This window comes from Actinomadura formosensis NBRC 14204 (assembly GCF_001552155.1).
GTDB classification, from domain to species: domain Bacteria; phylum Actinomycetota; class Actinomycetes; order Streptosporangiales; family Streptosporangiaceae; genus Spirillospora; species Spirillospora formosensis.
Map to the genome: position 1 here is coordinate 20,709 of NZ_BCQQ01000030.1, position 23,763 is coordinate 44,471.

At 71.4% G+C, this 23,763-nt stretch carries 25 protein-coding genes; 3 read left to right on the top strand and 22 right to left on the bottom strand.

Translation table 11 applies throughout. The features are described from left to right. Nucleotides 1-4 precede the first annotated feature (4 nt). From AF1_RS10595 to AF1_RS10605, 3 genes are all read right to left on the bottom strand, one after another. Nucleotides 5-895 (bottom strand): hypothetical protein, encoded by an 891-nt coding sequence (locus tag AF1_RS10595; RefSeq protein WP_067795888.1) that lies wholly within the window; start codon nt 893-895, stop codon nt 5-7. Continuing rightward, nucleotides 892-1,986 (bottom strand): S66 peptidase family protein, encoded by a 1,095-nt coding sequence (locus AF1_RS10600; RefSeq protein WP_306303159.1) that lies wholly within the window; start codon nt 1,984-1,986, stop codon nt 892-894. The genes AF1_RS10595 and AF1_RS10600 overlap by 4 nt, the downstream gene beginning before the upstream one ends. Before the next feature lie 88 nt (nt 1,987-2,074). Beyond that, nucleotides 2,075-2,842 carry an SIR2 family NAD-dependent protein deacylase gene (locus AF1_RS10605; protein WP_067795890.1) on the bottom strand — a complete coding sequence of 256 codons (768 nt, stop codon included), beginning with the start codon at nt 2,840-2,842 and terminating at the stop codon, nt 2,075-2,077. A gap of 124 nt (nt 2,843-2,966) precedes the next feature. Here AF1_RS10605 and AF1_RS10610 point away from each other — a divergent pair, with 124 nt between their 5' ends. Continuing rightward, complete coding sequence (locus AF1_RS10610) at nt 2,967-3,935, top strand: sulfotransferase family protein (protein WP_067795893.1); 969 nt, start codon at nt 2,967-2,969, stop codon at nt 3,933-3,935. A gap of 4 nt (nt 3,936-3,939) precedes the next feature. On the opposite strand, the gene AF1_RS10615 is transcribed toward AF1_RS10610, so the two are convergent. The 4 genes from AF1_RS10615 to AF1_RS10630 all read right to left on the bottom strand — a co-directional run bounded on the left by AF1_RS10615 (nt 3,940) and on the right by AF1_RS10630 (nt 8,949). Continuing rightward, on the bottom strand, nt 3,940-5,889 hold the full coding sequence (locus tag AF1_RS10615; protein ID WP_407642192.1) for an ABC transporter ATP-binding protein: 1,950 nt from the start codon (nt 5,887-5,889) through the stop codon (nt 3,940-3,942). 157 nt (nt 5,890-6,046) lie between these two features. Then, the gene (locus AF1_RS10620; protein ID WP_067795895.1) at nt 6,047-6,808 is read right to left on the bottom strand and encodes an enoyl-CoA hydratase/isomerase family protein; all 762 of its coding nucleotides are present in this window, start codon (nt 6,806-6,808) and stop codon (nt 6,047-6,049) included. Nucleotides 6,809-7,021: 213 nt separating this feature from the next. Next, nucleotides 7,022-7,234, bottom strand: a complete 213-nt coding sequence (locus AF1_RS10625) for a helix-turn-helix domain-containing protein (protein ID WP_021596738.1) — start codon at nt 7,232-7,234, stop codon at nt 7,022-7,024. A gap of 116 nt (nt 7,235-7,350) precedes the next feature. Continuing rightward, the gene (locus tag AF1_RS10630) at nt 7,351-8,949 is read right to left on the bottom strand and encodes an ABC-F family ATP-binding cassette domain-containing protein (RefSeq protein WP_067795897.1); all 1,599 of its coding nucleotides are present in this window, start codon (nt 8,947-8,949) and stop codon (nt 7,351-7,353) included. A gap of 272 nt (nt 8,950-9,221) precedes the next feature. On the opposite strand from AF1_RS10630, the gene AF1_RS10635 reads away from it, so the two are divergent. Beyond that, the gene (locus AF1_RS10635) at nt 9,222-10,016 is read left to right on the top strand and encodes a VOC family protein (protein ID WP_067795976.1); all 795 of its coding nucleotides are present in this window, start codon (nt 9,222-9,224) and stop codon (nt 10,014-10,016) included. A gap of 38 nt (nt 10,017-10,054) precedes the next feature. On the opposite strand, the gene AF1_RS10640 is transcribed toward AF1_RS10635, so the two are convergent. The 3 genes from AF1_RS10640 to AF1_RS10650 are packed head-to-tail and all read right to left on the bottom strand — an operon-like array spanning nt 10,055 to nt 12,111. Beyond that, on the bottom strand, nt 10,055-10,816 hold the full coding sequence (locus AF1_RS10640; protein ID WP_067795900.1) for an AIM24 family protein: 762 nt from the start codon (nt 10,814-10,816) through the stop codon (nt 10,055-10,057). Nucleotides 10,817-10,819: 3 nt separating this feature from the next. Continuing rightward, a complete protein-coding gene (locus AF1_RS10645; RefSeq protein WP_067795906.1) occupies nt 10,820-11,473 on the bottom strand; it encodes an AIM24 family protein in 654 nt (217 codons plus the stop codon). Continuing rightward, nucleotides 11,473-12,111: an AIM24 family protein gene (locus AF1_RS10650; RefSeq protein ID WP_242608647.1), complete on the bottom strand. Its 639-nt coding sequence runs from the start codon at nt 12,109-12,111 to the stop codon at nt 11,473-11,475. Before AF1_RS10650 ends, AF1_RS10645 begins: the two co-directional genes overlap by 1 nt. A 67-nt stretch (nt 12,112-12,178) precedes the next feature. On the opposite strand from AF1_RS10650, the gene AF1_RS10655 reads away from it, so the two are divergent. Then, a complete protein-coding gene (locus tag AF1_RS10655; RefSeq protein WP_067795911.1) occupies nt 12,179-12,574 on the top strand; it encodes an ABC transporter permease in 396 nt (131 codons plus the stop codon). A gap of 113 nt (nt 12,575-12,687) precedes the next feature. Here AF1_RS10655 and AF1_RS10660 read toward each other — a convergent pair whose 3' ends face one another. From AF1_RS10660 to AF1_RS10715, 12 genes are all read right to left on the bottom strand, one after another. Then, nucleotides 12,688-13,467, bottom strand: a complete 780-nt coding sequence (locus tag AF1_RS10660; RefSeq protein ID WP_174548841.1) for a class I SAM-dependent methyltransferase — start codon at nt 13,465-13,467, stop codon at nt 12,688-12,690. A 157-nt stretch (nt 13,468-13,624) separates the two neighbouring features. After that, nucleotides 13,625-13,957: a metal-sulfur cluster assembly factor gene (locus AF1_RS10665; protein WP_067795915.1), complete on the bottom strand. Its 333-nt coding sequence runs from the start codon at nt 13,955-13,957 to the stop codon at nt 13,625-13,627. Then, nucleotides 13,954-14,412 carry a Fe-S cluster assembly sulfur transfer protein SufU gene (gene sufU, locus AF1_RS10670; protein ID WP_067795917.1) on the bottom strand — a complete coding sequence of 153 codons (459 nt, stop codon included), beginning with the start codon at nt 14,410-14,412 and terminating at the stop codon, nt 13,954-13,956. The genes AF1_RS10665 and sufU overlap by 4 nt, the downstream gene beginning before the upstream one ends. A 43-nt stretch (nt 14,413-14,455) precedes the next feature. Continuing rightward, nucleotides 14,456-15,718, bottom strand: coding sequence for a cysteine desulfurase (locus AF1_RS10675; protein ID WP_067795920.1), 1,263 nt, complete (start codon nt 15,716-15,718; stop codon nt 14,456-14,458). Next, entirely contained in the window at nt 15,715-16,479 is a 765-nt protein-coding gene (sufC, locus tag AF1_RS10680) for a Fe-S cluster assembly ATPase SufC (protein WP_067795923.1), read from the bottom strand. Before sufC ends, AF1_RS10675 begins: the two co-directional genes overlap by 4 nt. 26 nt (nt 16,480-16,505) lie before the next feature. Then, entirely contained in the window at nt 16,506-16,820 is a 315-nt protein-coding gene (locus tag AF1_RS10685) for a non-heme iron oxygenase ferredoxin subunit (protein ID WP_067795925.1), read from the bottom strand. Continuing rightward, a complete protein-coding gene (gene sufD / locus AF1_RS10690) occupies nt 16,817-17,956 on the bottom strand; it encodes a Fe-S cluster assembly protein SufD (protein WP_067795928.1) in 1,140 nt (379 codons plus the stop codon). Before sufD ends, AF1_RS10685 begins: the two co-directional genes overlap by 4 nt. Continuing rightward, on the bottom strand, nt 17,956-19,368 hold the full coding sequence (gene sufB / locus AF1_RS10695; RefSeq protein WP_067795929.1) for a Fe-S cluster assembly protein SufB: 1,413 nt from the start codon (nt 19,366-19,368) through the stop codon (nt 17,956-17,958). Before sufB ends, sufD begins: the two co-directional genes overlap by 1 nt. Then, nucleotides 19,365-20,207: a helix-turn-helix transcriptional regulator gene (locus tag AF1_RS10700; RefSeq protein ID WP_084262756.1), complete on the bottom strand. Its 843-nt coding sequence runs from the start codon at nt 20,205-20,207 to the stop codon at nt 19,365-19,367. The genes sufB and AF1_RS10700 overlap by 4 nt, the downstream gene beginning before the upstream one ends. Nucleotides 20,208-20,351: 144 nt before the next feature. Further along, nucleotides 20,352-21,287 (bottom strand): carbamate kinase, encoded by a 936-nt coding sequence (gene arcC / locus AF1_RS10705; protein ID WP_067795932.1) that lies wholly within the window; start codon nt 21,285-21,287, stop codon nt 20,352-20,354. Between the two features lie 34 nt (nt 21,288-21,321). Then, nucleotides 21,322-22,323, bottom strand: coding sequence for an ornithine carbamoyltransferase (gene argF / locus AF1_RS10710; protein ID WP_067795934.1), 1,002 nt, complete (start codon nt 22,321-22,323; stop codon nt 21,322-21,324). A gap of 24 nt (nt 22,324-22,347) precedes the next feature. Further along, the gene (locus AF1_RS10715) at nt 22,348-23,589 is read right to left on the bottom strand and encodes an arginine deiminase (protein ID WP_067795937.1); all 1,242 of its coding nucleotides are present in this window, start codon (nt 23,587-23,589) and stop codon (nt 22,348-22,350) included. Nucleotides 23,590-23,763: the final 174 nt, after the last annotated feature.

Below are 23,763 nucleotides of genomic sequence, written 5' to 3' on the forward strand. Positions count from 1 at the left end.
CGCGTCAGTGCTCGGCCGCGAGCGCGGTGAGGACGGAGGCGAACTCCTCCGGCAGGATCAGCGTGTCGCCCTCGTAGCGGGTCGCGAGGTAGCTCAGCTCACCGGCGCGCCACCAGTACAGGTGCGGGCTGAGCGATCCGGGGCCTTCCTCATAGGCGCGGTGGGCCTGCGCCTGCAGTTCGGTGGCCGCCGCCACGGCCGCGCGGTAGCGCGCCCTCGGGTGCCCCTCGGAGATCCGGAGCGGGTGGGCGACGATCAGGCTGCGGTTGGGCGCGATCACCAGCGCCCCGTAAGGCCCGATCGACAGGTACTCCTCCAGCCACGCCAGGTGGGTGACGGCGTAGAACGTCCAGCCGTGCAGGACGCAGACGCGGACGCCGCCGAGGTCCTGCTCGTCCACCTGGAGGGGCCCGTCGGCGCGGACGTTGGCACGCCCCAGCATGAACAGCGCGTCGCCGGAGACCGGCCAGCCGTTCATCTCGTCGGTCGTGACCGTCCGGACGGTGGTGGGCGTGTCGACGACGACCGCCTCGATCAGGCCGGGCGCGAACGGCCGGGCCGCGAGGGCGCCGTTATCGGCCGCGGCGGGGTAGATGCGGGTGCGCAGCAGGTGCTGGGCGAGGTCGAAGTCGCTCAGGTCGAGCGGTTCCTCGATCGCGGTCACGATCGTGGTGACGTGGTCGGAGACCAGCGCGGGCCAGTCGTCGCGCGGGACGAGCCGGGCGAGCTGCCGCAGGTCGCGCAGGCTGACATGCAGCCGGCCGGCCCCCTCCAGCAGCATCACCTCGCCGGGCATGCGCGTGCAGCGGTAGCCGAGGCTCTCGGCGACCAGGACCAGCAGCGATTCGAGGGTCCCCTCGTCCCACCGTTCGGGACGGGCATGGCGGCCGCTCATCGGGCACCTCCCGGGGGCGCTTCGAGGGTGAGCGCGCCGGGGTCCGCCGCGGCGGGGCGCGGATCTTCGGGTGCGGCGGTGAGCACCGCGGGGGCGCCGAGTTCGAGGGTCAGCTGGCGCGGGCCGTGCCCGGCGGCGACTCCGGCCAGCACCGGCACGCCGAGCGGCCCGAGCCGCGCGGCGAACACCGAGTCGAGTTCGGCGGGGTCTCCGCAGTCCCGCCAGGAGCCGAGCGCCACCCCGGCCGCGCCGTCGAACCAGCCGGCCTGGAGAAGCTGGACGAGCATCCGGTCGATCCGGTAGGGCGGCTCGGTGACGTCCTCCAGGAAGACGATGCGGCCGGCGGCGGGCGGCGGGGCGTAGGGGGTGCCGAGCAGGGCCGTGAGGAGTGCGAGGGTGCCGCCGGTGAGCGGGCCCTCCGCGCGTCCCGGCCGCAGGGAGCGCGTGCCGGGCAGGGTCACCGGACCGCCGAACAGCGCCGCGCGCAGGCCGGCGAGGGTGTCGCCGTCCGGGCCGGGCTCGGCGAGGACGCCGGCGGGCATCGGCCCGAAGGACGTCGTGACGTTCAGGCGCGTTCCAAACGCGGCGTGCAGGGCGGTGATGTCGCTGGAACCGTGCAGGATTTTCGGGCCGCCGCCGGAGGCGGCGGACGCCTCGGTCGCGGCGCCCAGGGCGTCCCAGTCGAGGTGGTCCAGGACTCGGGTGGCACCGTATCCGCCGCGCGCGCAGATCACCGCGCGGACGCGCGGGTCGCACCAGGCGTCCCGCAGGTCAGCGGCCCGGTCGGGGTCGCTGCCGGCGAGCCGGTGCCAGTCGTCGCGGACGGGCCCGCACGCGCCGAGGTTGACACGGTCGAGGGCGTGCTTGCCGACCACGACGTCAAGGCCGAGGTCGCGCAGGACGGCGCAGCCGGCCTCCAGCCGGGCGGGGTCGGCGGGCCCGCTGGGCGCGATCACCGCGACCCGGTCGCCGGGCCGCAACCGCCCGTACCTGCGGGTCTTGCGGGCTGAGGTCCGGCCGCCGGGCATGCCGACGGCCGGCGCGGCCGGCGGCCCGTCGGCCACCTCCGCGCGGGCGCCCCCGCTGTTCAACCCGATCCCTCCTCGCACCGCAACGGATAGAGCTTGTCAGGATCCGGACGCCAGTGGAAGAGGCGACCGGTCACGACCCGCCAACAGATCATCGCCCCGTGCCGAGCGCGAGGCCGGCGAGGCGCGGCAGCGTCTCGCCGATCGGCCGCCGCAGGACCGCGTCGGCCAGCCCATCGTACGGCGTCTCCTCGGCATTGATGATCACCAGCCGGGCACCGTGGCCGACCGCCTCCAGGCACAGCCCGGCGGCGGGCTGCACCGTCAGCGAGGTGCCGATGGCGAGGAACAGGTCGCAGGAGCGGGCGGCGTCGACCGCCGCGTCCAGCACGTCCGGCTCCAGCGCCTGGCCGAACGAGACCGTCGCGGCCTTCTGGACGCCGCCGCACTCCGCGCATGGCGGGTCGTCCTCGCCGGCGTCGACGCGGGCGAGGATCTCCGGCATGGGGGTGCGCAGGCCGCAGGACAGGCAGACGGCCTCCCGGGCCGTGCCGTGCAGTTCGATGACCTTCGCGGCGGATGATCCGGCGCGCTGGTGCAGCCCGTCGATGTTCTGCGTGATCAGCGCACGCAGCCGCCCGGCCCGCTCCAGGTCGACGAGGACGGCGTGCGCGGAGTTGGGTTCGGCCTCCCAGACGGGGCTGTCGCGCCGCGACCGCCAGGCGCGCCGCCGCACCGCGGGGTCGGCGAGGTAGGACCCGATCGTGGACATCGCCTCCGCCGACGGGTCCCTGGTCCAGACGCCCTCCGGGCCGCGGAAGTCGGGGATGCCGCTGTCGGTGGATATCCCCGCGCCGGTCAGCACGGTGATCGCCCCGGCCTCGGGCAAGAACTCGGCAAGCGTCAGGGAGACGTCCATCCTTCACATCGTAGGTGCCGGGCGAGGGCCCGCGTCCGTCCCGGTTAACGGATGGATATCGGGCCGCCCATTACGCGGAGTCACGGACCGGCCAACCCTCAAAAGGTGACAAACTTGGCCCCGTATGAGGTCGACGCCGCACATCCTGGTGATCAACGGCACCAAGGTCCGCCGCCCGGTGTTCATCCTGGGCGCTCCGCACTCCGGTGCGGAGCTGCTGGCGCGCGCGGTCAAGCGGACCCCCGGCTTCCATCTCACCACCGGCCGTCCGGGCGTCCTGCGCGTCACGTACGCGTTCGCCCGGCAGCCGTCGATCGCGACCGAGCGCGGGAAGGGTGCCGCGCGGGTGCTGCGGGACGCCTACGCCGAGGCGTGGCAGGTGTCGGCCCGGGCCTGCGCGCAGTGCCCGGACGAGTGCCGCGAGCTGGCCGCGCTGCCGCCGCGTCCGCCCGTCCCGCCCGGCCGCCCGATACCCGGGAGCGAGCTGCCCGCGCCGTGCGTGGAGCCGCACGGCCTCGCCCGGTTCGCCGACGCCTCCCCCGACCTGATCTACAGCGCCGACGTGCTCCTGGACGCCTTCCCCGACGCCCAGTTCGTCCAGGTGATCCGGGACGGCCGGGACGTGGTCGCCGACATGCTGGACGACGAGCGCTGCCTCGCCTGGTTCAAGCCCGGCCTGGCCAATCTCGACACGGTGTTCCCCAACCCGTTCTTCGGCGTCGAGGACCACACCGACCGCAACCGGTGGCCGCGCGCGGCACCCGCCGTGAAGTGCGCGCTGCGCTGGCGCGGCTCGGTGCGGCTCAGCGCGAGGCTCCGGCAGCAGGTCCCGGAGGAGCAGCTGTTCACCGTCCGCTACGAGGACCTGATCGCCCGGCCGAGCCGCGTGGGCGCCGACCTCTCGGTGTACCTGGACGCGCCGATCCCGAAGACGGCCCTCTCCGGCCTGGCGCGAATCGGGGACGCCGACGCCGACGACGGCGGCGTCGGGTCGTGGCGCGAGCGGCTCACGCCGCGGCAGGCCGCCCAGGTCGAGAAGGTCGCCGGGACCGAGCTGCGCCGCCTCGGCTACCGGACCGGCCCGGACGCCTGAGCGGTCACTCGGCGACGAGCGTCTCGGTCTCGCGCCGCCCGTCGCGCTGGTGCGCGAACTGCGTCCGGTAGAGCTCGGCGTACAGGCCGCCCGCGAGCAGCAGTTCCTCGTGCCGGCCGCGCTCGGTGACCCGGCCGTCGTCGATCACCAGGATCTGGTCGGCCTCCCGGATCGTGGACAGCCGGTGCGCGATCACCAGCGACGTCCGGCCGGCGAGCGCGGTGCGCAGCGCCCGCTGGACGGCCGCCTCGGACTCGGAGTCCAGGTGCGCGGTCGCCTCGTCCAGCACGACGACGGACGGCGCCTTGAGCAGCAGCCGGGCGATCGCGAGCCGCTGCTTCTCCCCGCCCGACAGCCGGTAGCCGCGGTCGCCGACGACGGTGTCCAGGCCGTCCGGCATCGCGGCGACGAGGGCGCCGATGTGCGCGGCCTCCAGCGCCGCGCCGATCTCCTCGTCGGTGGCGTCCGGACGGGCGTAGCGCATGTTCTCCCCGATCGAGTCGTGGAACAGGTGCGCGTCCTGGCTGACCACGCCGATCTCGGCGCGCAGCGACTCCAGCGTCACGTCCCGGACGTCGGTGCCGCCGATCCGGACCGCGCCGCCGGACACGTCGTACAGCCGCGACACCAGATGCGTGATCGTCGACTTGCCGGCACCGGACGGCCCGACGAGCGCGACGAGCTGCCCGGGCTCGGCGCGGAAGTCGACGTCGTGCAGCACCTCCCGGCCGGGTGCGGTGTCGGTGCGCGCGATCGACTCCAGCGAGGCCAGCGACACCTCGTCCGCCGACGGGTAGGCGAACCGGACGTGGTCGAACTCGATCGACGGCGCCCGCGGGGGCTGCGCGGGACGCGCGCCGTTCCCCGACGGCTCACCGGCCGCCCGCAGGGCGCGGGCGGCGTCCTTGTCGCGGATCAGCGGCTTGAGGTCGAGCACCTCGAAGACCCGGTCGAAGCTGACGAGCGCGGTCATGACGTCCACGTGGACGTTCGACAGCGCGGTCAGCGGCCCGTACATCCGGGTCAGCAGGGTGGCGAGCGCGACGAGCGTGCCGAGCTGGAAGGTGCCGTCCACGACCAGGTAGCCGCCGACGCCGTAGACCATGGCCGTCGCCAGCGCCGCGACCAGCGTCAGCGCGGTGAAGAACACCCGCCCGTACATGGCGGCCACCACTCCGATGTCGCGGACGCGGGCGGCGCGGCCGGAGAAGTTCTCCTCCTCCTCGGCGGGCCGGCCGTACAGCTTGGCGAGCATCGCGCCGGCGACGTTGAACCGCTCGGTCATCAGCGAGCCCATCTCGGCGTCCAGCACCATCTGCTCCCGGCTGACCCGCTGCAGCCGCTTGCCGACCCACTTGGCCGGCAGGATGAAGACCGGGAGCAGCAGCAGCGCGATCACCGTGACCTGCCACGACAGGATCAGCATCGTGACCAGCACCAGGATCAGGCTGATCACGTTCGACACCACCGACGACAGGGTGGTGGTGAGGGCGCGCTGCGCGCCGATGACGTCGTTGTTGAGGCGGCTGACGAGCGAGCCGGTCTGCGCGCGCATGAAGAACGCGACGGGCTGCCGCTGGACGTGCGCGAACACCTGGCTGCGCAGGTCGTAGATCAGCCCTTCGCCGATGCGCGCCGAGTACCAGCGCTGCACCAGGCCGAGGACCGCCTCCACCAGCGCGAGCCCGGCGACGGCGACGGCGAGCCAGAGGACGATGCCCTGCCGGCCCGGCACGATACCGCGGTCGATGATCGCCTTCAGCAGCAGCGGGTTGGCGACGACGATCAGCGCGGACAGCGAGCTCAGCGCGAGGAACAGCACCAGCTCCCTGAGGTAGGGACGGGCATATCCCGCGATCCGCCCGACGGTGCCGGGCTTGAGCTTCTGCCTGGTGACGGAGCTGTCCCTGCGGAACGACGCCATCACCTGCCAGCCGTTTCCCGGCATTCCCATGTCCGCCTCCGTCACGTCATCGCCATCGATGTAATCAAGTAAGCATCTCAGTATCCGAGGTCGACAACGCCGCACGGACCGCCGTGCTTCCCGGCTCCGCTCACGGCATAACGGCTGTGGACGGCTCGTGGTCACCGCCCGGCCGGTGCCTCCGGGGTCACTTGCCGAACATCTCGCGGAGGCGGCCGATCTGCTCGCGGCGCTCGGCGGCGCACTGCTCCTCAAGGGTGTGCTCGGCGGCCTGCCACAGCAGCCGCTTGGTCGCCACGGCCGCGCCCGGGTTCACCGCGAGCAGCGCCCCGGTCAGGTCGCGGACGGCCCCGTCCAGGCCGTCGCGCGGGACGACGATCTCGGCGAGGCCGATCCTGGCCGCCTCGTCCGCGAGGACGGTCCGGGCCGTCAGGCACAGCTCCAGGGCGCGCCCGATGCCGACGATCTCCACCAGCGGCTTGGTGCCGGTCAGGTCGGGGACGAGCCCGAGCGCGGGCTCCTTCATGCAGAACTTGGCGTCCTCGGCGACCACGCGGATGTCGCAGGCCAGCGCGAGCTGGAAGCCGCCGCCGATGGCGTGGCCGTGCACGGCCGCGACGGTGACGATGTCGGGACGCCGCAACCAGGTGTAGCCCTCCTGCAGTTCGGCGATGAAGCGGTCGGTGGCCTCGGCGTCCGAGCCGTCCGCGAACCCCTCGCCCTCGCCGGAGAACATGCCGAGGTCGATGCCCGCCGAGAAGCACGGGCCCTCGCCCCGCAGGACGACGACGCGCACGTCCGGGGGCAGTGAGCGGCCGATCGCGGCGAGCCCGCGCCAGGTCGTGAACGTCATGGCGTTGCGCCGCTCGGGCCGGTTCAGGGTGACGGTCGCGACGGCGCCGTCCACCTCCAGGCGAAGACCGGCCTGCTCCAGGTCGGTACCCGCCATGACCGGTTCCGGTCGTCCCGTCGTTGTCGCGTCCCCCACTGGTCTTCCTCTCGATGAGCGTGCCCGCGCCGGGGTGCGGCGCGGGCATGGCGGGCCCGCCCCGCCGTCCACGAGGCGGGGCCCGCTTGCCCGGTCCGCCGCCGAAACCGAACCTTACTCGGCCGGTCGCGGCGCCGGATCAGGCGGTGCGCTCATCCGGGGGCCAGGGTCCGTTCAGGACTTCTTGCCCCGGGTCGCGCCACCGCGACCACGCAGGTTGACTCCGGACTCGGTCAGAATCCGGTGGATGAAACCGTACGAGCGGCCGGTGGCGGCTGCCAGGGCGCGGATGCTCTCGCCGGAGTCGTACCTCTTCTTCAGGTCCGCCGCCAGCTTGTCGCGCTCGGCACCGGTCACGCGGGTGCCCTTCTTAAGGGTCTCGGCCACGAGTACCTCCCGTAGTGATGTGGTGACCGCTGCGTTATCCCCCGCCATGATCAGTCATTCCCGGCTGTTCGGCTACCCACTCGGCCAGAAAAGATCTGTGGAAGTCACCTCGCAGGTCACGCGAGCGCCACCAGATCGGCAAACTCCTCACTCCAGATGTCTTCCACCCCATCGGGGAGCAAAATCACTCTTTCCGGAGCGAGCGCGTCGACCGCCCCCTCGTCGTGGGTCACCAGGACGATGGCCCCGGCGAACGTCCGCAGCGCGCCGAGGATCTCCTCCCGGCTCGCCGGATCGAGGTTGTTGGTGGGCTCGTCCAGCAGCAGGACGTTCGCGCTCGACACCACGAGCATCGCCAGCGCCAGCCGCGTCTTCTCCCCGCCGGACAGGACGCCCGCGGGCTTGTCGACGTCGTCGCCGGAGAACAGGAACGAGCCGAGGATCTTGCGGACCTCGACGGGCGCCATGCCGGGCGCGGCCGACTGCATGTTCTCCAGGACGGACCGCTCGACGTCGAGGGTCTCGTGCTCCTGCGCGTAGTAGCCGATGCGGAGCCCGTGCCCGGGCACCACCGTCCCGGTGTCGGGCTCGTCGACCCCGGCCAGCAGGCGCAGCAGCGTCGTCTTCCCGGCGCCGTTCAGGCCGAGGATGACGACGCGGCTGCCCCGGTCGACGGCGAGGTCCACGTCGGTGAAAATCTCCAAAGATCCGTACGATTTCGACAAACCCGCCGCGGTGAGGGGGGTCTTGCCGCACGGAGCCGGGTCGGGGAAGCGGATCTTGGCGACCTTGTCGGCCTGCCGCTCGCCCTCCACCCCCGCGAGCAGCTGCCGGGCCCGCCGGTCCATCTGCTGGGCCGCCTTCGCCTTGGTCGCCTTCGCGCGCATCTTGTCGGCCTGCGACAGCAGTGCGGACGCCTGCCGCTGCGCGTTCGCCGACTCGCGCTTGCGGCGCCGCTCATCGGTCTCCCGCTGGTCGAGGTACTTCTTCCAGCCGACGTTGTAGATGTCGATGACGCTGCGGTTGGCGTCCAGGTGGAAGACCCGGTTGACGACCGCGTCCAGCAGCTCCACGTCGTGGCTGATCACGACGAGGCCGCCCTGGTGGGACTTCAGGAAGTCGCGGAGCCAGACGATGGAGTCGGCGTCGAGGTGGTTGGTGGGCTCGTCCAGCAGCAGGGTGTCGGCGCCGGAGAACAGGATGCGCGCCAGCTCCACCCGGCGCCGCTGACCGCCGGACAGCGTCCCGAGGGGCTGGGCCATCACCCGGTCCGGCAGGCCGAGGCTGGAGGCGATCGAGGCGGCCTCCGCCTCCGCGCTGTAGCCGCCGAGGACGTGCAGCCGCTCCTCCAGCCGCCCGTACCGGCGGACGGCCTTGTCCCGGCCGGCGCCCGTCGCGGTCGCCATCGCGTCCTCGGCGGCGCGCAGCTCGCGGATCACCTCGTCCAGCCCGCGGGCCGACAGGATGCGGTCGCGGGCCAGCTCGCCGAGGTCGACGCCGCGCGGGTCCTGCGGCAGGTAGCCGATCGTGCCGGAGGACGTCACGGCGCCCTGCGCGGGCAGCGCCTCCCCCGCCAGCACCTTGGTGAGGGTGGTCTTGCCGGCGCCGTTGCGGCCGACGAAGCCGACCCGGTCGCCGGGATTGACCCGGAACGTGGCGGCCTCGATCAGCAGCCGGGACCCGGCGCGCAGCTCGATGTCTTTCGCGATGATCACAGTGACAGGGCTCCCCTGAAGGACGGCTCGATGGACAGGCGCACGAAACGGCGCGCCCCGCGGTCATTCGACCGGGGCGCGCCGGGCGCACTGTCAGTTCGGGAGCGGAACCATGCGATCAGTGTACGGGACGGCGGGCCGGGACCGGCCCCGCCGATCCGGCGCGGGGCCCGATGTGTGAACGCCGCGCCGCGGGCCAAGATGCGAAGTGGTGGCGAGCGGCGGGACGGCATCGGGACCGGCCGGTCCCTGCATGAGGGGGTATGAGGCGGATGACCCAGGTCACGGGCAACGTACCGGAGGGGACACCGAACTGGCTCGACATCGGCGTCCCCGACCTCGAACGGGCCAAGACGTTCTACGGGACGCTCTTCGGCTGGCAGTTCGAGGACGCGGGCGCCGAAACGGGCCACTACAACCAGTGCCTGCTGCGCGGGCAGCCGGTCGCGGGGATGATGCGGACCCCGGACGACCAGCCCGGCGAATACTGGTGGAGCGTGTACTTCGCCGCGGACGACTGCGACGGCGTCCTCAAGACCGCCACGGACGCGGGCGCGGAGGTCGTCGCCCCGGCCATGGACGTGATGGACCTCGGCCGCCTGGCGGTCCTGCGGGACCCGCAGGGCGGGCAGTTCGGCCTGTGGCAGGGCCGCGCCCACCCGGGCTCCCGGGTCGTGAACGAACCGGGGTCGTTCGTCTGGAACGAACTGGTCACACCCGACTCCGGGCCCGCCGGCGAGTTCTACCGGGCGGTGTTCGGCTACGAACTGGAGCCGATGCCGGGCGACATGGACTACACCGTCCTGCGCCGCCCGGACGGCCGCTACGTCGGCGGCATCCTCGGCGGTTCCGGGATCGTCGTCGGCGGAGGCTCCGCCGAGGTGCCGTCGTGGACGACCTACTTCGCGGTCGACAACGCCGACGAGGCGGTCCGCAAGGTGCGGGCGGGCGGCGGCACGGTCGACGCCGAGCCGGCCGACAGCCCCTACGGCCGGTCGGCCGCCGTCCGCGACCCGTTCGGGGTGCCGTTCCACGTCATGAAGCCGGCACCCGAACCCGGGTCGTGACCGGCCCGCGGGGGCCCGGCGCCCGGGCCCCTGCGGGGTCAGCCCTGGCGCTCGGCGGTGAGCCGCTGCCCGATCACCTGGTGGAGCCGCTGGAGCCCGGACGTGCCGACCATCCCGATCTGGCCTTCGAGGTCGCGCAGCAGCACGTCCTCGTTCATCACGGCCTCCGACGACTGCATCAGCACGGTGCCCTGGCCGGTGAAGTCGAACTGGTGCTCCTCACCGGACGTGCCGCCGATCCCGAACACCATCCGGGCGGCGCCGAACGCACCGCGCATGTAGGAGTGGTCGTAGTGGTGGCAGGGGGACGGGCAGTCGGCCCAGCCGAGCAGCGCCTGCGGGTCGATCCGGATCGGCGGCTCGACGAAGTGGACGGGCCCGTTCGAGGCCGCCACGAACCGTCCCGTGCCGATCAGCGTCAGGAACCCCGGGATGATCGACTGCTTCAGCTCCAGGCCGGGCTCGAACGCCAGCAGGTTCCCCGCCCGGACGGTGAGGTTCCCGTTCTCCAGGTCGAAGGAGTTGACGTCGAAGCCGCGGTCGGCGAGGACGAGCTTGCCCTGCCCCTGCGCGACGATCCAGTCCTGCGCGTACAGCGGCGAGTTGAACGTGTGCGCGACGAGCGAGTCCAGCGGGCCCGCCGACAGCGCCTCGAACCTGATCTGCCCGTAGTAGGCGATCATCTTGCCCTTCTGCGCGAACCACTGCCCGTTGAGGTCGACGCTGAAGGCGTAGGGGTTGACGTTGTCGTTGGACGGAAGCGTGTAGGGGTTCCAGGTCTGCGTGCCGAACGTGCTCACGGGTCAGATCTTCCTCTCGCTGGCCTGGACGTAGACGACGCCGGTACCGCTCAGCTCCAGCTGGAAGCCCTCGCCGGAACCGCGTCCGATCAGGTCGCGCAGCCCCACCGCCGTGGTCAGCCTGTTCTGCACCTGGCCGCGATGGGCCACATACGCCTGCGGGTCGACGTGGACGGGACGCTGCGGCGTGATCGGCAGCTCCATCACGCCGCCGTGCGACAGCAGCGCGCACGAGCCGTGCCCGGTGAGCGTCGTGGTGAACAGACCCTGCCCGGTGACCGCGCCGCGCACGATGCCGCCCACGCCGCCCTGCTCGCCCATGAACATCGTCCCGACCCGCAGTGACGCGTCGTGGACGAGGAGCCGGTCGGCCTCGGCGTACAGGGTGTCGGCGCCGTTCAGGTCGATGACGGTGACGTGCAGCCCGCCGTGCCCGAACATGACGCTGCCCTGCCCGGTCACGTGCATCATCGCGGTGCGCTCGCCGGCGACGGCGCGCCCGATCGTCCCGCCGATGCCCTGCCCGGCCGTGGTGGACGGGGCGAACGACACGGGCCCGGTGTAGGCGAGCATCGCACCGCGCTTGCTGTAGACCTCCTGCCCAGGCCCGATCGGCACCTGGAGCATCTTGGAGTTGATCGACTGGTATCCGGGCATCAGATCTCCAGAATTCCGCCGCGCTCGGCCGGCTGGACGTAGACCAGGCCATGCCCCTGGTACCTGAACTGCACGCTCTCCCCCGACCCCTGGCCGATCACCGTCCGCCAGTTGACGTCGGTGACCACGTCCTGCTGGAGCTGCCCGTGATGGCAGACGTAGGCGTGGGGGTCGACGCATAGCGGCGTCTGCGGTGTCACCTCCAGCGCGATGGCCGGCCCTTCGGACAGGATCGCGACCGTCCCGTGCCCGTCCACCTTCGTGGTGGCGAGGCCCTGGCCGGTGCCCATGCCCCGCAGGCCGACGAACTGGACGCCGGTCTGCAGGTTCCCGTCGAGGGCCAGCAGGCTCTCCGACTCCACGTACAGGGTGTCGCCGGTGAGCTGGACGAGCGTCACCTCCGTCGCCTCGCTCGCCAGATAGGCCGTTCCCTGCCCGGTGATCTCCATGAGGGTCATGCCCTCGCCGGCGATCCTGCGCTTGAGGGCGCCCCGCAGCCCCTCGCCGCCCGTCATGCCCTGCCGCTTGAACGTCATCTGGCCCTCATAGGCGACCATGGATCCGTTCAGCGCCCTGATGGTCTCGCCGCCGAGGTCGACGGCGAGCATCTTCGAGCCGTTCAATCGAAATTGCGCCACGAAGCGAGAAGATACAGCCCGGCGCGTTGCCGGTCCGCCCCGTGCGCGCATCGGGGAGGATGTGACCATGTGGATCGCTCCCGAACGCCGCAGTCTCAGCCGGTGGGTCGTGCCAGGGCTCGTCCTGGGCGCGGGTGTGGTGGTCGGGGCCGTGCTCGCCGCCGACGGACGGTCCGGGACGGCCCTCATCGCGCTCGCCGCGCTCATCGGATACGCGGGCTACCTCGCCTACCGGCGCAACGAGCCGGCACTGCCGGTCAGCGAGGGGTTCGGGTCCGGCACCCGGGCCCGCGCGCACCTGCGCGCCGCCGCGATGACGGGCGACGTGCTGACGGTCGCGGTGGTCGGCGCGCTCGTCGTCCAGGCGCTGCGCGGCGCCGACATCACCGCCTACGCGTGGCTCGCGGCCGTGGCCGGCGTGACCTACCTGCTGTCGGCCCTCGCCGGGGCCCGCAGCCTCTGAGACACCGCAACCACCGAGACCGGGTGATGTCCCGCTGAGATCGCCGCTGCGGGCTCAGCAGCGGTCCGATGCCCTCTCGTGCGGCTCACCCCCGGAACGCCCGGCGGCGGCCCTCACGCGCGCGGGCCGCGCACGGCCAGGGTGACGATCGGCAGCTCGAACTCCCCTGCGGCCGTCTCGGGGGTGGCCCGCAGATGCTCCAGCACCCGGCCGAGGACGGCTTCGCGCTCCGCGTCCTGCATGACGAGCAGGTGCGAGTGCGTCCCGATGGTCGCCACCATGGACTCCGCCGTCCGCCGCTGCCCGTGCGGGAACTCCGCCCGCTCGACCCCCGGGAACCATTCCGTCTCGGGCAGCGCCTTCGGCCGCCAGTTCAGGAACGACACGCTGCCGCACGCCGCCCGCTTCATCTCGGCGACCCACGGCACCCGGTCGTCGTCGGTGTTCCACAGGCCGGCGAGAACACCGCCGTCCGCCAGTACCCGGTGGATCTCCGGCAGGGCGCGGTCGAGATCGAACCAGTGCATCGCCTGCCCGACCACGACGGCGTCGACCGTCCCGTCCCCCAGCGGGATGCTCTCGGCGCTGCCCCCGGCCGCCCGCACCCCCGGTACCCGGCGCCGCAGTTCGTCCCGCATCGCCGCGTCGGGCTCGACCGCGACGACATCGGCCGCGTCCACGCCGTTCCTCAGCAGGACCTGCGTCAGTTTCCCGGTCCCGGCCGCCAGGTCCAGCACCCGCAGGGATCCGCGCCCCGCGACCGGCTCCAGCGCCCACCGCACCGCCGCGTCCGGATAGTCGGGCCGCTCCCGCGCGTACGCCGCCGCGCTCCCCCCGAACGACGCCGCCCGCCGCGCCATCAGCTCCGGTTCGCTCCCCGGAAACGCATCCATCACACCGGCCAACCTTAGAGGGGCGAGGTCACGGTCAGCGGTCATGGCGCGGCATGGAACCCACGCCGCGCTCGTCGAGCCGTCCTGGCGGGTCCGGTCTCGTCCAGCGGGACCCGGGAGGCCGCGCTCCCGGGCGGGACGCGGCCTCGTGCGGGTGTCAGACGTTGAAGCCGAGGGCGCGGAGCTGGTCGCGGCCGTCGTCGGTGATCTTGTCGGGGCCCCACGGGGGAAGCCAGACCCAGTTGATCTTGACGTCCTTGACGAGGCCCTCCAGGGCGCTGTGGGCCTGGTCCTCGATCACGTCGGTGAGCGGGCAGGCGGCGCTGGTGAGCGTCATGTCGATGGTGGCCACCTCGTCGTCGAGGTTGACGCCGTAGATCAGGCCGAGGTCGACGACGTTGATGCCGAGTTCGGGGTCGACGACGTCCTTCAGTGCCTCCAGGACCTCTTCCTCCTGGACGGACGTGTCTGTCGCGGGCGTATCGGTCATGATGCCTCTCCGAGTGCGCGGGCGGTCGCGTCCTTCCACGCCATCCAGGCGAGCAGGGCGCACTTGATCCTGGCGGGGTACTTGGAGACCCCGGCGAAGGCGACGGCGTCCTCAAGGACGTCCTCGTCCGGCTCGATGTCCCGGCCGCGCGACTGCATCAGCGCCAGGAACTCCTCGCCGACGGCCATCGCCTCCTTCACTGACTTTCCGATGATCAGGTCGGACATCACCGAGGCGCTGGCCTGGCTGATCGAGCAGCCCATGGCGTCGTAGGAGACGTCGGCGACCGTGGCGTCCTGACCGTCGCCGTCCAGGTGGACGCGCAGCGTCACCTCGTCACCGCAGGTCGGATTGACGTGGTGCGCCTCGCCCTCGAACGGCTCCCGCAGCCCCTTGTGGAGGGGGTTGCGGTAATGGTCCAGGATGACCTCCTGGTACATCGCCTCCAACTGCATGTCGTCCCTTCCAAGCCTTTTCTCGCTACAACCCGGCCGTCGCTCAGCCTGTTCCGAAGAACTTCTGCGCGTGCCGTACCCCGTCGGCGAGGGCGTCCACGTCGGCGAGGGTGTTGTAGAGGTAGAACGTCGCGCGGGTGGTCGCCGGGATGCCGAAGCGCCGGCAGATCGGCCACGCGCAGTGGTGGCCGACGCGGACCTCGACGCCCAGGTCGTCCAGGACCTGGCCGACGTCGTGCGGGTGGATGTCCTCGACGGTGAACGACACGGCGCCGCCGCGCGCCTCGGTGGTGCCGGGACCGATGATCCGGACGCCGGGGATCTCGCCGAGCCGCTCCAGCGAGTAGCCGACGAGGGCCTCCTCGTGGGCGTGGACGCGGTCCATGCCGATCTCGGCGAGGTAGTCGCACGCCGCGCCGAGCCCGACCGCCTGCGCGGTCATCGGGACGCCCGCCTCGAACCGCTGCGGCGGCGGCATGAACGTGCTCTCCTCCAGGTGGACGACCTCGATCATGGAACCGCCGGTGATGAACGGCGGCATGATCTCCAGCAGCTCGGCCCGCCCCCACAGCACGCCGATGCCGGTCGGGCCGAGCATCTTGTGCCCGGAGAACGCGAGGAAGTCGGCGCCGAGCTCGGTCACGTCCACCGGCTGGTGCGGAACCGACTGCGCGGCGTCCAGCAGGACGAGCGCGCCGACGTCGTGGGCACGCTCCACGATCCGCCGCACCGGCGGGACGGTGCCGAGGACGTTCGACTGGTGCGACAGCGCGACGATCTTGGTGCGCTCGTTGACCAGGTCGTCGAGGTGCTCCAGATCGAGCCGGCCCTCGTCGGTCAGGCCGAACCAGCGCAGGGTCGCGCCCGTGCGCCGGCAGAGCTGCTGCCACGGGACGAGGTTCGCGTGGTGCTCCATCTCCGACACCACGATCTCGTCGCCGGGGCCGACCGCGAACCGCTCGGCCTCCGGGCCCGCGGTCGCGGCGTTGCTCATCGCGTACGCGACGAGGTTGATGCCCTCGGTGGCGTTCTTGGTGAACACGATCTCGGCGGGCGCCGCGCCGATGAACCGGGCGATCGACGCGCGGGCGCCCTCGTAGGCCTCCGTCGCCTCCTCGGCGAGCAGGTGCGCCCCGCGGTGCGGGGCGGCGTTGTGCCGCTCGTAGAACTCTCGCTCCGCGTCCAGCACCCGGAGGGGCTTCTGCGACGTCGCCCCCGAGTCGAGGTACACCAGGGGGCGCCCGCCGCGGACCGTGCGCCGCAGCAGCGGGAAGTCCTTCTTCAGCTCCCCGGGCAGAAGCGTCATAGGGATGCGCCCGCCTTCACGTACTTCTCGTAGCCCTCGTTCTCCAGCTCGTCGGCCAGTTCCGGGCCGCCCTCGGCGACGACGCGGCCGCCGGTGAAGACGTGCACGAAGTCCGGCTTCACGTACCGCAGGATGCGGGTGTAGTGGGTGATGAGCAGGACACCGGTCTCCCCGGACGCGAACCGGTTCACGCCCTCGGACACCACCTTCAGGGCGTCGACGTCGAGGCCGGAGTCGGTCTCGTCCAGGACGGCGACCTTCGGCTTGAGCATCTCCAGCTGCAGGATCTCGTGCCGCTTCTTCTCCCCGCCGGAGAAGCCCTCGTTCAGGCTGCGCTGCGCGAACGCCGGGTCGATGGACAGGCTGTCCATCGCCGCCTTCATCTCCTTGGAGAACTCGCGGAGCTTCGGGGCCTCGCCGCGGACGGCGGTGACGGCCGAGCGCAGGAAGTTGGAGACCGACACGCCCGGCACCTCGACCGGGTACTGCATCGCCAGGAACAGCCCGGCGCGGGCGCGCTCGTCCACCGACATGGCGAGGACGTCCTCGCCGTCCAGCGTGACCGTGCCGGACGTCACCCGGTACTTCGGGTGGCCCGCGATGGCGTAGGCGAGCGTGGACTTGCCGGAGCCGTTCGGCCCCATGATCGCGTGGGTCTCGCCGGCCTGCACGGTCAGGTCGACCCCGCGCAGGATCTCCTTCGCCCCGTCGGAGCCGTCGCCGACGGAGACGTGGAGGTCGCGGATCTCTAGCGTGGCCATAGTGCGTGTAGTCCTTCGTCGTGGGGTCAGTCGCCGGTGAGCGAGACGTAGACGTCGCCGCCCTCGACCTTGACCTTGTAGGTGGCGACCGGCTGCGTGGCCGGCGGGTTGGTGGGCTTGCCTGTGCGCAGGTCGAAGCAGGACCCGTGCAGCCAGCACTCGATGGTGCCGTTGTAGATCTCGCCCTCCGACAGCGAGACCTCGGCGTGCGAGCAGATGTCGTTCAGCGCGTACAGGTCGTCGCCGCTACGCGCGACGACGACGGGCGTACCGTCGACCTCAACACCGAGGGCCCCGTTGACGGGGACCTCGCCCAGCGCGCACACCTTGACATACGTCATCGTCGTCCCGCTCCCAGATCGAGCTCTTCTTCGATCGCCTCGCGCACCTTGTCCCGGACCTCGGCGACCTCGATGCGCTCGACCAGCTGACCGAGGAAGCCCCGGACCACCATGCGGCGCGCCTCGTCGAAGGTGATGCCGCGCGCCTGGAGGTAGAACAGATGCTCGTCGTCCAGCCGCCCGGACGCCGAGGCGTGCCCCGCGCCGGCGACCTCGCCGGTGAGGATCTCCAGGTTCGGGACGGAGTCGACCCGCGTCCCGTCGGTCAGCACCAGGTTGCGGTTCAGCTCGTAGGTGTCGGTGCCCTCCGCCTCCGCGCGGATGATCACGTCGCCGATCCACACGGCGTGCGCGTCCTGGTCCTGCAGGGCGCCGCGGTAGTCGACGCGGCTGCGGCAGTGCGGGACGGTGTGGTCGACGAGGAGGCGGTGCTCCAGGTGCTGGCCGCCGTCGACGAAGTACACCCCGTACAGCTCGGCGTCGCCGCCGGGCTCCGCGTAGGCGACGGACGGCGAGATCCGCACGACGTCGCCGCCGAGCGAGATGTTGTGCGAGACGAACCGGGCGTCGCGGCCGAGCCGGGCGTGCTGGTGGGAGACGTGGACGGCGTCGTCCGCCCAGTCCTGCAGGCTGATCACCGAGAGGCGGGCGCCGTCGCCGACGACGAACTCGACGTTGTCGGCGTAGGTCGCCGAGCCGCGGTGCGCCAGCACGACGGTGGCCTCGGCGAACGGCTCCACCACGACGGTCGTGTGACCGTAGGCGGCGGCCGAGGCGTCCTCGCCGCGCAGCCGCAGCACGGTCGGCGCGGAGGCGACGGCCTCCTTCGGGACGGTCACGACCGTGGCCTCGGTGAAGGAGTTCCATGCCTGGGCGCTGACGCGGTCGGCGGGGACGTAGGCCCTGCCGAGGCGCGGGTCGTCGCGTCCGACGGTCTCGACGGTGACCTCCGGGGCCGCGTCGACCTCGACCAGCACCTTGCCGCCGTCCTCCGCGGTGCCCTTGTGCAGGCCGCGCAGGCGGCGCAGCGGGGTGAACCGCCACTCCTCCTCGCGGCCCGTGGGGACCTCGAAGTCGCCCACGTCGTAGGACGCCTTCTCGTGCAGCGTCGAGAGAGGCTTGGTGTCGAGCCCCATCAGCCGACGGCTCCTTCCATCTGCAGCTCGATGAGCCGGTTCAGCTCAAGGGCGTACTCCATCGGCAGCTCCCGCGCGATGGGCTCGACGAACCCGCGCACGATCATCGCCATCGCCTCGTCCTCGGTGAGGCCGCGGCTCATCAGGTAGAACAGCTGCTGCTCCGACACCTTGGAGACGGTGGCCTCGTGGCCCATCTCCACGTCGTCCTCGCGGACGTCGACGTAGGGGTAGGTGTCGGACCGGCTGACCTGGTCGACCAGCAGCGCGTCGCACTTGACGGTGGACTTGCTGTGCTCGGCGCCCTCCTGGATCTGCACCAGCCCCCGGTAGGACGTGCGGCCACCGCCGCGCGCCACCGACTTGGAGATGATGCTGCTGGAGGTGTTGGGCGCGGCGTGCACCATCTTGGCGCCGGCGTCCTGGTGCTGGCCCTCGCCCGCGAACGCGATCGACAGGGTCTCGCCCTTGGCGTGCTCGCCGAGCAGGTAGACGGCCGGGTACTTCATCGTGACCTTGGAGCCGATGTTGCCGTCCACCCACTCCATGGTGGCGCCCTCGTAGGCGACGGCGCGCTTGGTCACCAGGTTGTAGACGTTGTTCGACCAATTCTGGATCGTCGTGTAGCGGACGCGGGCGTCCTTCTTCACGATGATCTCGACGACCGCGGAGTGCAGCGAGTCCGACTTGTAGATCGGAGCGGTGCAGCCCTCGACGTAGTGGACGTAGGACCCCTCGTCGGCGATGATCAGGGTCCGCTCGAACTGGCCCATGTTCTCGGTGTTGATCCGGAAGTAGGCCTGGAGCGGGATCTCGACGTGCACGCCCGGCGGGACGTAGACGAACGAGCCGCCCGACCACACCGTGGTGTTGAGCGCGGCGAACTTGTTGTCGCCGACCGGGATCACCGAGCCGAAGTACTCCTTGAAGATCTCCGGGTGCTCGCGCAGGCCGGTGTCGGTGTCGACGAAGATGACGCCCTTCTCCTCAAGGTCCTCGCGGATCTTGTGGTAGACGACCTCCGACTCGTACTGCGCGGCGACGCCGGCGATGAGGCGCTGCTTCTCCGCCTCGGGGATGCCGAGCCTGTCGTAGGTGTTCTTGATGTCCTCGGGGAGCTCCTCCCAGGACGCGGCCTGCTGCTCGGTGGAGCGCACGAAGTACTTGATGTTGTCGAAGTCGATGTCCGACAGGTCGGAGCCCCAGGTGGGCATCGGCTTCTTGCTGAACAGCCGCAGCCCCTTGAGGCGCAGGTCGAGCATCCACTCGGGCTCGTTCTTCCTGGCCGAGATGTCGCGGACGACGTCCTCGTTCAGGCCGCGGCGAGCCGAGGCACCGGCCTCGTCGGAGTCGGCCCAGCCGAACTTGTACCTGTCGAGCCCCTCTAGTTCAGGGTGGGCTGCCGTAGTCATAGGGAGGTCCCTCCGGACTCCTCGTCACTGTTCTGTGTCTGTTCGGGGGACGCCGCCCCCGGGTCTCCCGCGTCCCCGCCGGGGGCGCCGCCCGCGGCGGGCTCGCCGGCCCCGTCCATCTCGCGCAGGGAGCGGGGACTGACGTGGGTGGTGCAGATCCCGTCGCCGTGGGCGATCGTGGCCAGCCGCTGGACGGGGGTGCCCAGCAGCCGGCTGAACGCCTCGGTCTCGGCCTCGCACAGCTGCGGGAACTCCGCGGCGACGTGCGCGACCGGGCAGTGGTGCTGGCACAACTGCTCGCCCCCGCCCGGCTGGGGCGCCTTCGCGGCGGCGGCCGCGTAGCCGTCGCCCGACAGCGCCTCGGCCAGCGTGCGGACCCGCTGCTGGGGCGGGGCGTCCTGCACGACGGGCCGGTACCGCCGCTCCAGGTCGGCGATCTGCCGCCGGGCGAACTCGGCGACCGCGTGGTCGCCGGCCGTGTCGGCGAGGAACCGCAGCGCGCCGGTCGCCAGGTCGTCGTAGGCGTGCACGAAGGCGCTGCGCCCGGCGTCGGTGATGGCGAACCACTTGGCCGGACGTCCCCGGCCGCGCCGGGTCTGCGGCACCCGTGCCTTGCGGACCTCGATCATGCCCTCGGCCAGCAGCGCGTCCAGGTGCCGGCGGATCGCGGCCGGCGTGAGGCCGACGCGTTCCCCCAGCGCGGACGCCGTGACCGGGCCGTGCTCAAGGATCAGCCGGGCCACTCGCGCGCGTGTGTCGCGCTCGGCGTGACCGGCCCCTGACGGCACGCCGGAAGGCCGCGCGGAGGCGGCCTGGGCGGTCGTCTGACCCTTGCTCACGTATTTCACAACATCAGTGTGCCGTAATTCCTTCCCCCGAAACACCGGATCGCCGATGTCGTAGCTCACGCAGGTGAGCCTTACCTAACCCGGGGCCTGCGTCACCGGTGGTTCATCCGGCGGCCCCGGCGGCCGCCCCGGCCGTTACAGCGTGCTCCTCAGCGGCCAGGTGGCGTTGGGGGTGACGATCGTGCCGGCGGTGCCTTCGAGGATCTCGGCGCACTGGTCGAGCAGCCCGATCGCGGCCATGTCGCCGGTCCGCTCGACGAAGCCCGCCGCCGCCTCGGCCTTGGGGCCCATCGACCCGGCGGGGAAGTTCTCGGCCCGCAGTTCGAACGGGGTCGTGTGGGTGATCTCCTCCTGCTCCGGGGTGCCGAAGTTGCGCATCACCCGGGGCACGTCGGTGAGGATGAGCAGCGCGTCCGCGTCCATGCTCTCGGCCAGGATGGACGCGGTGAGGTCCTTGTCGATGACCGCCTCGACGCCCTCCAGCCGCCCGACGTCGTTGCGGAACACCGGGATGCCGCCGCCGCCCGCGCAGACCACCACCGTCCCGAGCCGGACCAGCTCCCGGATCAGCCGCGTCTCGATCACCCGCTGCGGACGCGGGGACGGCACGACGCGGCGCCACCGGTCCCCGTCCTCGCGGACCGTCCAGCCGTACTCGGCGGCGAGCTTCTCGGCCTCCTCCCGGTCGTAGACCTGCCCGACGAACTTGGTCGGGTTCTCGAACGCCGGGTCCACCGCCGACACCAGCGTCTGGTTGACCATCGCCACCACCTGGCGGCCGGGCAGCGCGTTCTGCAGCGCCTGCAGCAGCCAGTAGCCGATCATCCCCTGGGTCTCGGCGCCGATGGTGTCCAGCGGGTAGGGCCGGGTCAGGTTCGGGTCGTTGACGCTCTCCAGCGACAGCACCCCGACCTGCGGCCCGTTCCCGTGCGTGATGATCAGCTCGTGCTTCTCGGCGAGCGGCGCCAGCGACCGGACGGCCCGGTTCACATTGCCGCGCTGAAGCTCCGCGTCGGGCATTTCGCCCCGCCTGACCAGCGCGTTCCCTCCGAGCGCGACGACGACGCGCATGCTGCCTCTCCCTGTTCCCTGCGACCGGCCCGGCTCAGCCGAGCGTCGCGACCATGACCGCCTTGATCGTGTGCATCCGGTTCTCGGCCTCGTCGAAGACGATGGAGGCCGCGGACTCGAACACCTCCTCGGTGACCTCCAGCGCCTCCAGACCGGTCTTGCGGTAGATCTCCTCTCCCACCGTGGTCTCCCTGTTATGGAAGGCGGGGAGGCAATGCATGAACTTGGTGTCCGGGTTGCCGGTGGCCTGCATGACCTCGGCGTTCACCTGGTAAGGCTTGAGCAGCGCTATGCGCTCGTCCCACACCTCCTTGGGCTCGCCCATCGACACCCACACGTCGGTGATGACGAAGTCGGCGCCTCGGACGCCTTCGGCGACGTCCTCGGTGAGGGTGATGTTCGCGCCGGTCTTGGCCGCGACCGCTCTGGACGGTTCGACCACCATCTCCTCGTTCGGCCAGAGGGTGCGCGGCGCGACGATGCGCACGTCCATGCCGAGCAGCGCACCGGTGGCCACATAGGAGTGGCCCATGTTGTTGCGGGCGTCGCCCAGGTAGGCGTACGTGACGTCCTGCAAGGGCTTGCCGCTGTGCTCGCGCATGGTGAGCATGTCGGCGAGCATCTGCGTCGGATGCCATTCGTCGGTGAGACCGTTCCACACCGGGACGCCCGCGTACTCGGCCAGCTCTTCGACGAGCCTTTGACTGGAACCCCTGTACTCGATGCCGTCGTACATCCGCCCCAGGACGCGTGCGGTGTCCTTCATCGACTCCTTATGGCCGATCTGCGTGCCGCTCGGGTCGAGGTAGGTGACATGGGCGCCCTGATCGTGCGCGGCGACCTCGAAGGCACAGCGCGTGCGGGTGGAGGTCTTCTCGAAGATCAGCGCGATGTTCCTGCCCGTCAGGGCCTGCCGTTCCGTGCCGGCGCGTTTGGCGGCCTTCAGCTCGGCCGCGAGGCCGAGCAGGTGCTCGAACTCCTCGGTCGTGAAGTCGAGTTCCTTGAGCAGGCTGCGTCCGCGCAGGTCGAGCATCATGTCGGTCTCCCGGGGTCGTGGTCGTCAGGCGTCGCGTACGAGCGGGCAGGTCATGCAGCGGGGACCGCCGCGCCCGCGGCCCAGCTCGCTGCCGCGAATGGTGATGACCTTGATCCCGTTCCGGCTCAGATGGTTGTTGCTCGTGGTGTTGCGCTCATAGGCGACAACGACGCCGGGGGCCACGGCGAGGACGTTCGCGCCGTCGTCCCACTGCTCGCGCTCGGCGGCGAACACGTCCTGCGTCGGGATGAGGACCTTGATGTCGTCCAGGCCGAGCGCCGCGGCGATCGCGCGGTGCATGTCCTCCGGAGGATGATCTGTGATCTTCAGCTCTTTCTCGGTGTCGCCGGGCTCGATGGTGTAGGACGGCAGCATGCCCATCCCGGCGTAGGCGGTGAACACGCCGTGGTCGACCATCGTCATGACGGTGTCCAGGTGCATGAACGCCCGCTTCTGCGGCATCCGCAGCGCGACGATCCGGTCGCAGGAACCGGTGGCGAACATCGACTGCGCGAGCATCTCGACGGCCTGCGGCTGCGTCCGCTCGCTCATCCCGACCAGCACGGCGCCGTTCCCGATGACCAGGACGTCGCCGCCCTCCAGCGTCGCCGGGGCCATCGCCGTCCCGCTGTTCCAGACGTGGAAGCCGCCCTCCTCCGGCCGGCCGTAGCCGAAGGCGAACAGCGGATGCCACCGGTAGACGGCCTCCATGTGCACCGTCTCGCGCATCCGCGCCTTCTTGCGCATCGTGTTGATCGAGACGCCGTCGTAGACCCAGCAGGACGTGTCGCGGGTGAACAGGTGGTTCGGCAGCGGCGGCAGGATGAACCCGTCCAGGTCGATGAAGTGGAACGCGATGGACGCGGGCTCGGGCATCCGCTCGAGCATCTCCCGTTTGGTGATGCCGCCGATGAGGAACGAGCCAAGCTCCCGCACGTCCATGGAGTCGAAGCAGCCGCGGATCGCGTCGGCGGCGAGCGGGCCGAACCAGTGCGGGTCGACGACGGTGTCCAGGATGTGGCCGCGCGCCTCGGGGATCGCGATCGTCTCGCACAGCAGGTCGAGCAGCAGATGCGTCCGGACGCCCTCCGCCCGCAGCACGTCCTCGAACTCCTCGTGCTCCTCGATCGCCCGCCGGACCCACAGCACGTCGTCGAACAGCAGCCCGGCCGCGTTGGACGGGGTGAGCCGTTTCAGTGACAACTCCGGCCGGTGGAGCAGCACCTCCCGGAGCCGTCCGGCCTCCGAATCGACGTGGAACGGCATCCCCACCTCCTCGGGGCCCCGGCGACGGTGCCGGCACCCCAGGCCACCGGGGGCGTCCGGTGACAGATCGGGAATTCCCGCGCGCCCGGCGGGCGAAACTAGATCGACTTCCCCTCGGACCCGGATCACATCCCGCCGGCGTCCCCCCGAAGGCTTTACCTCATCTTCACCTGG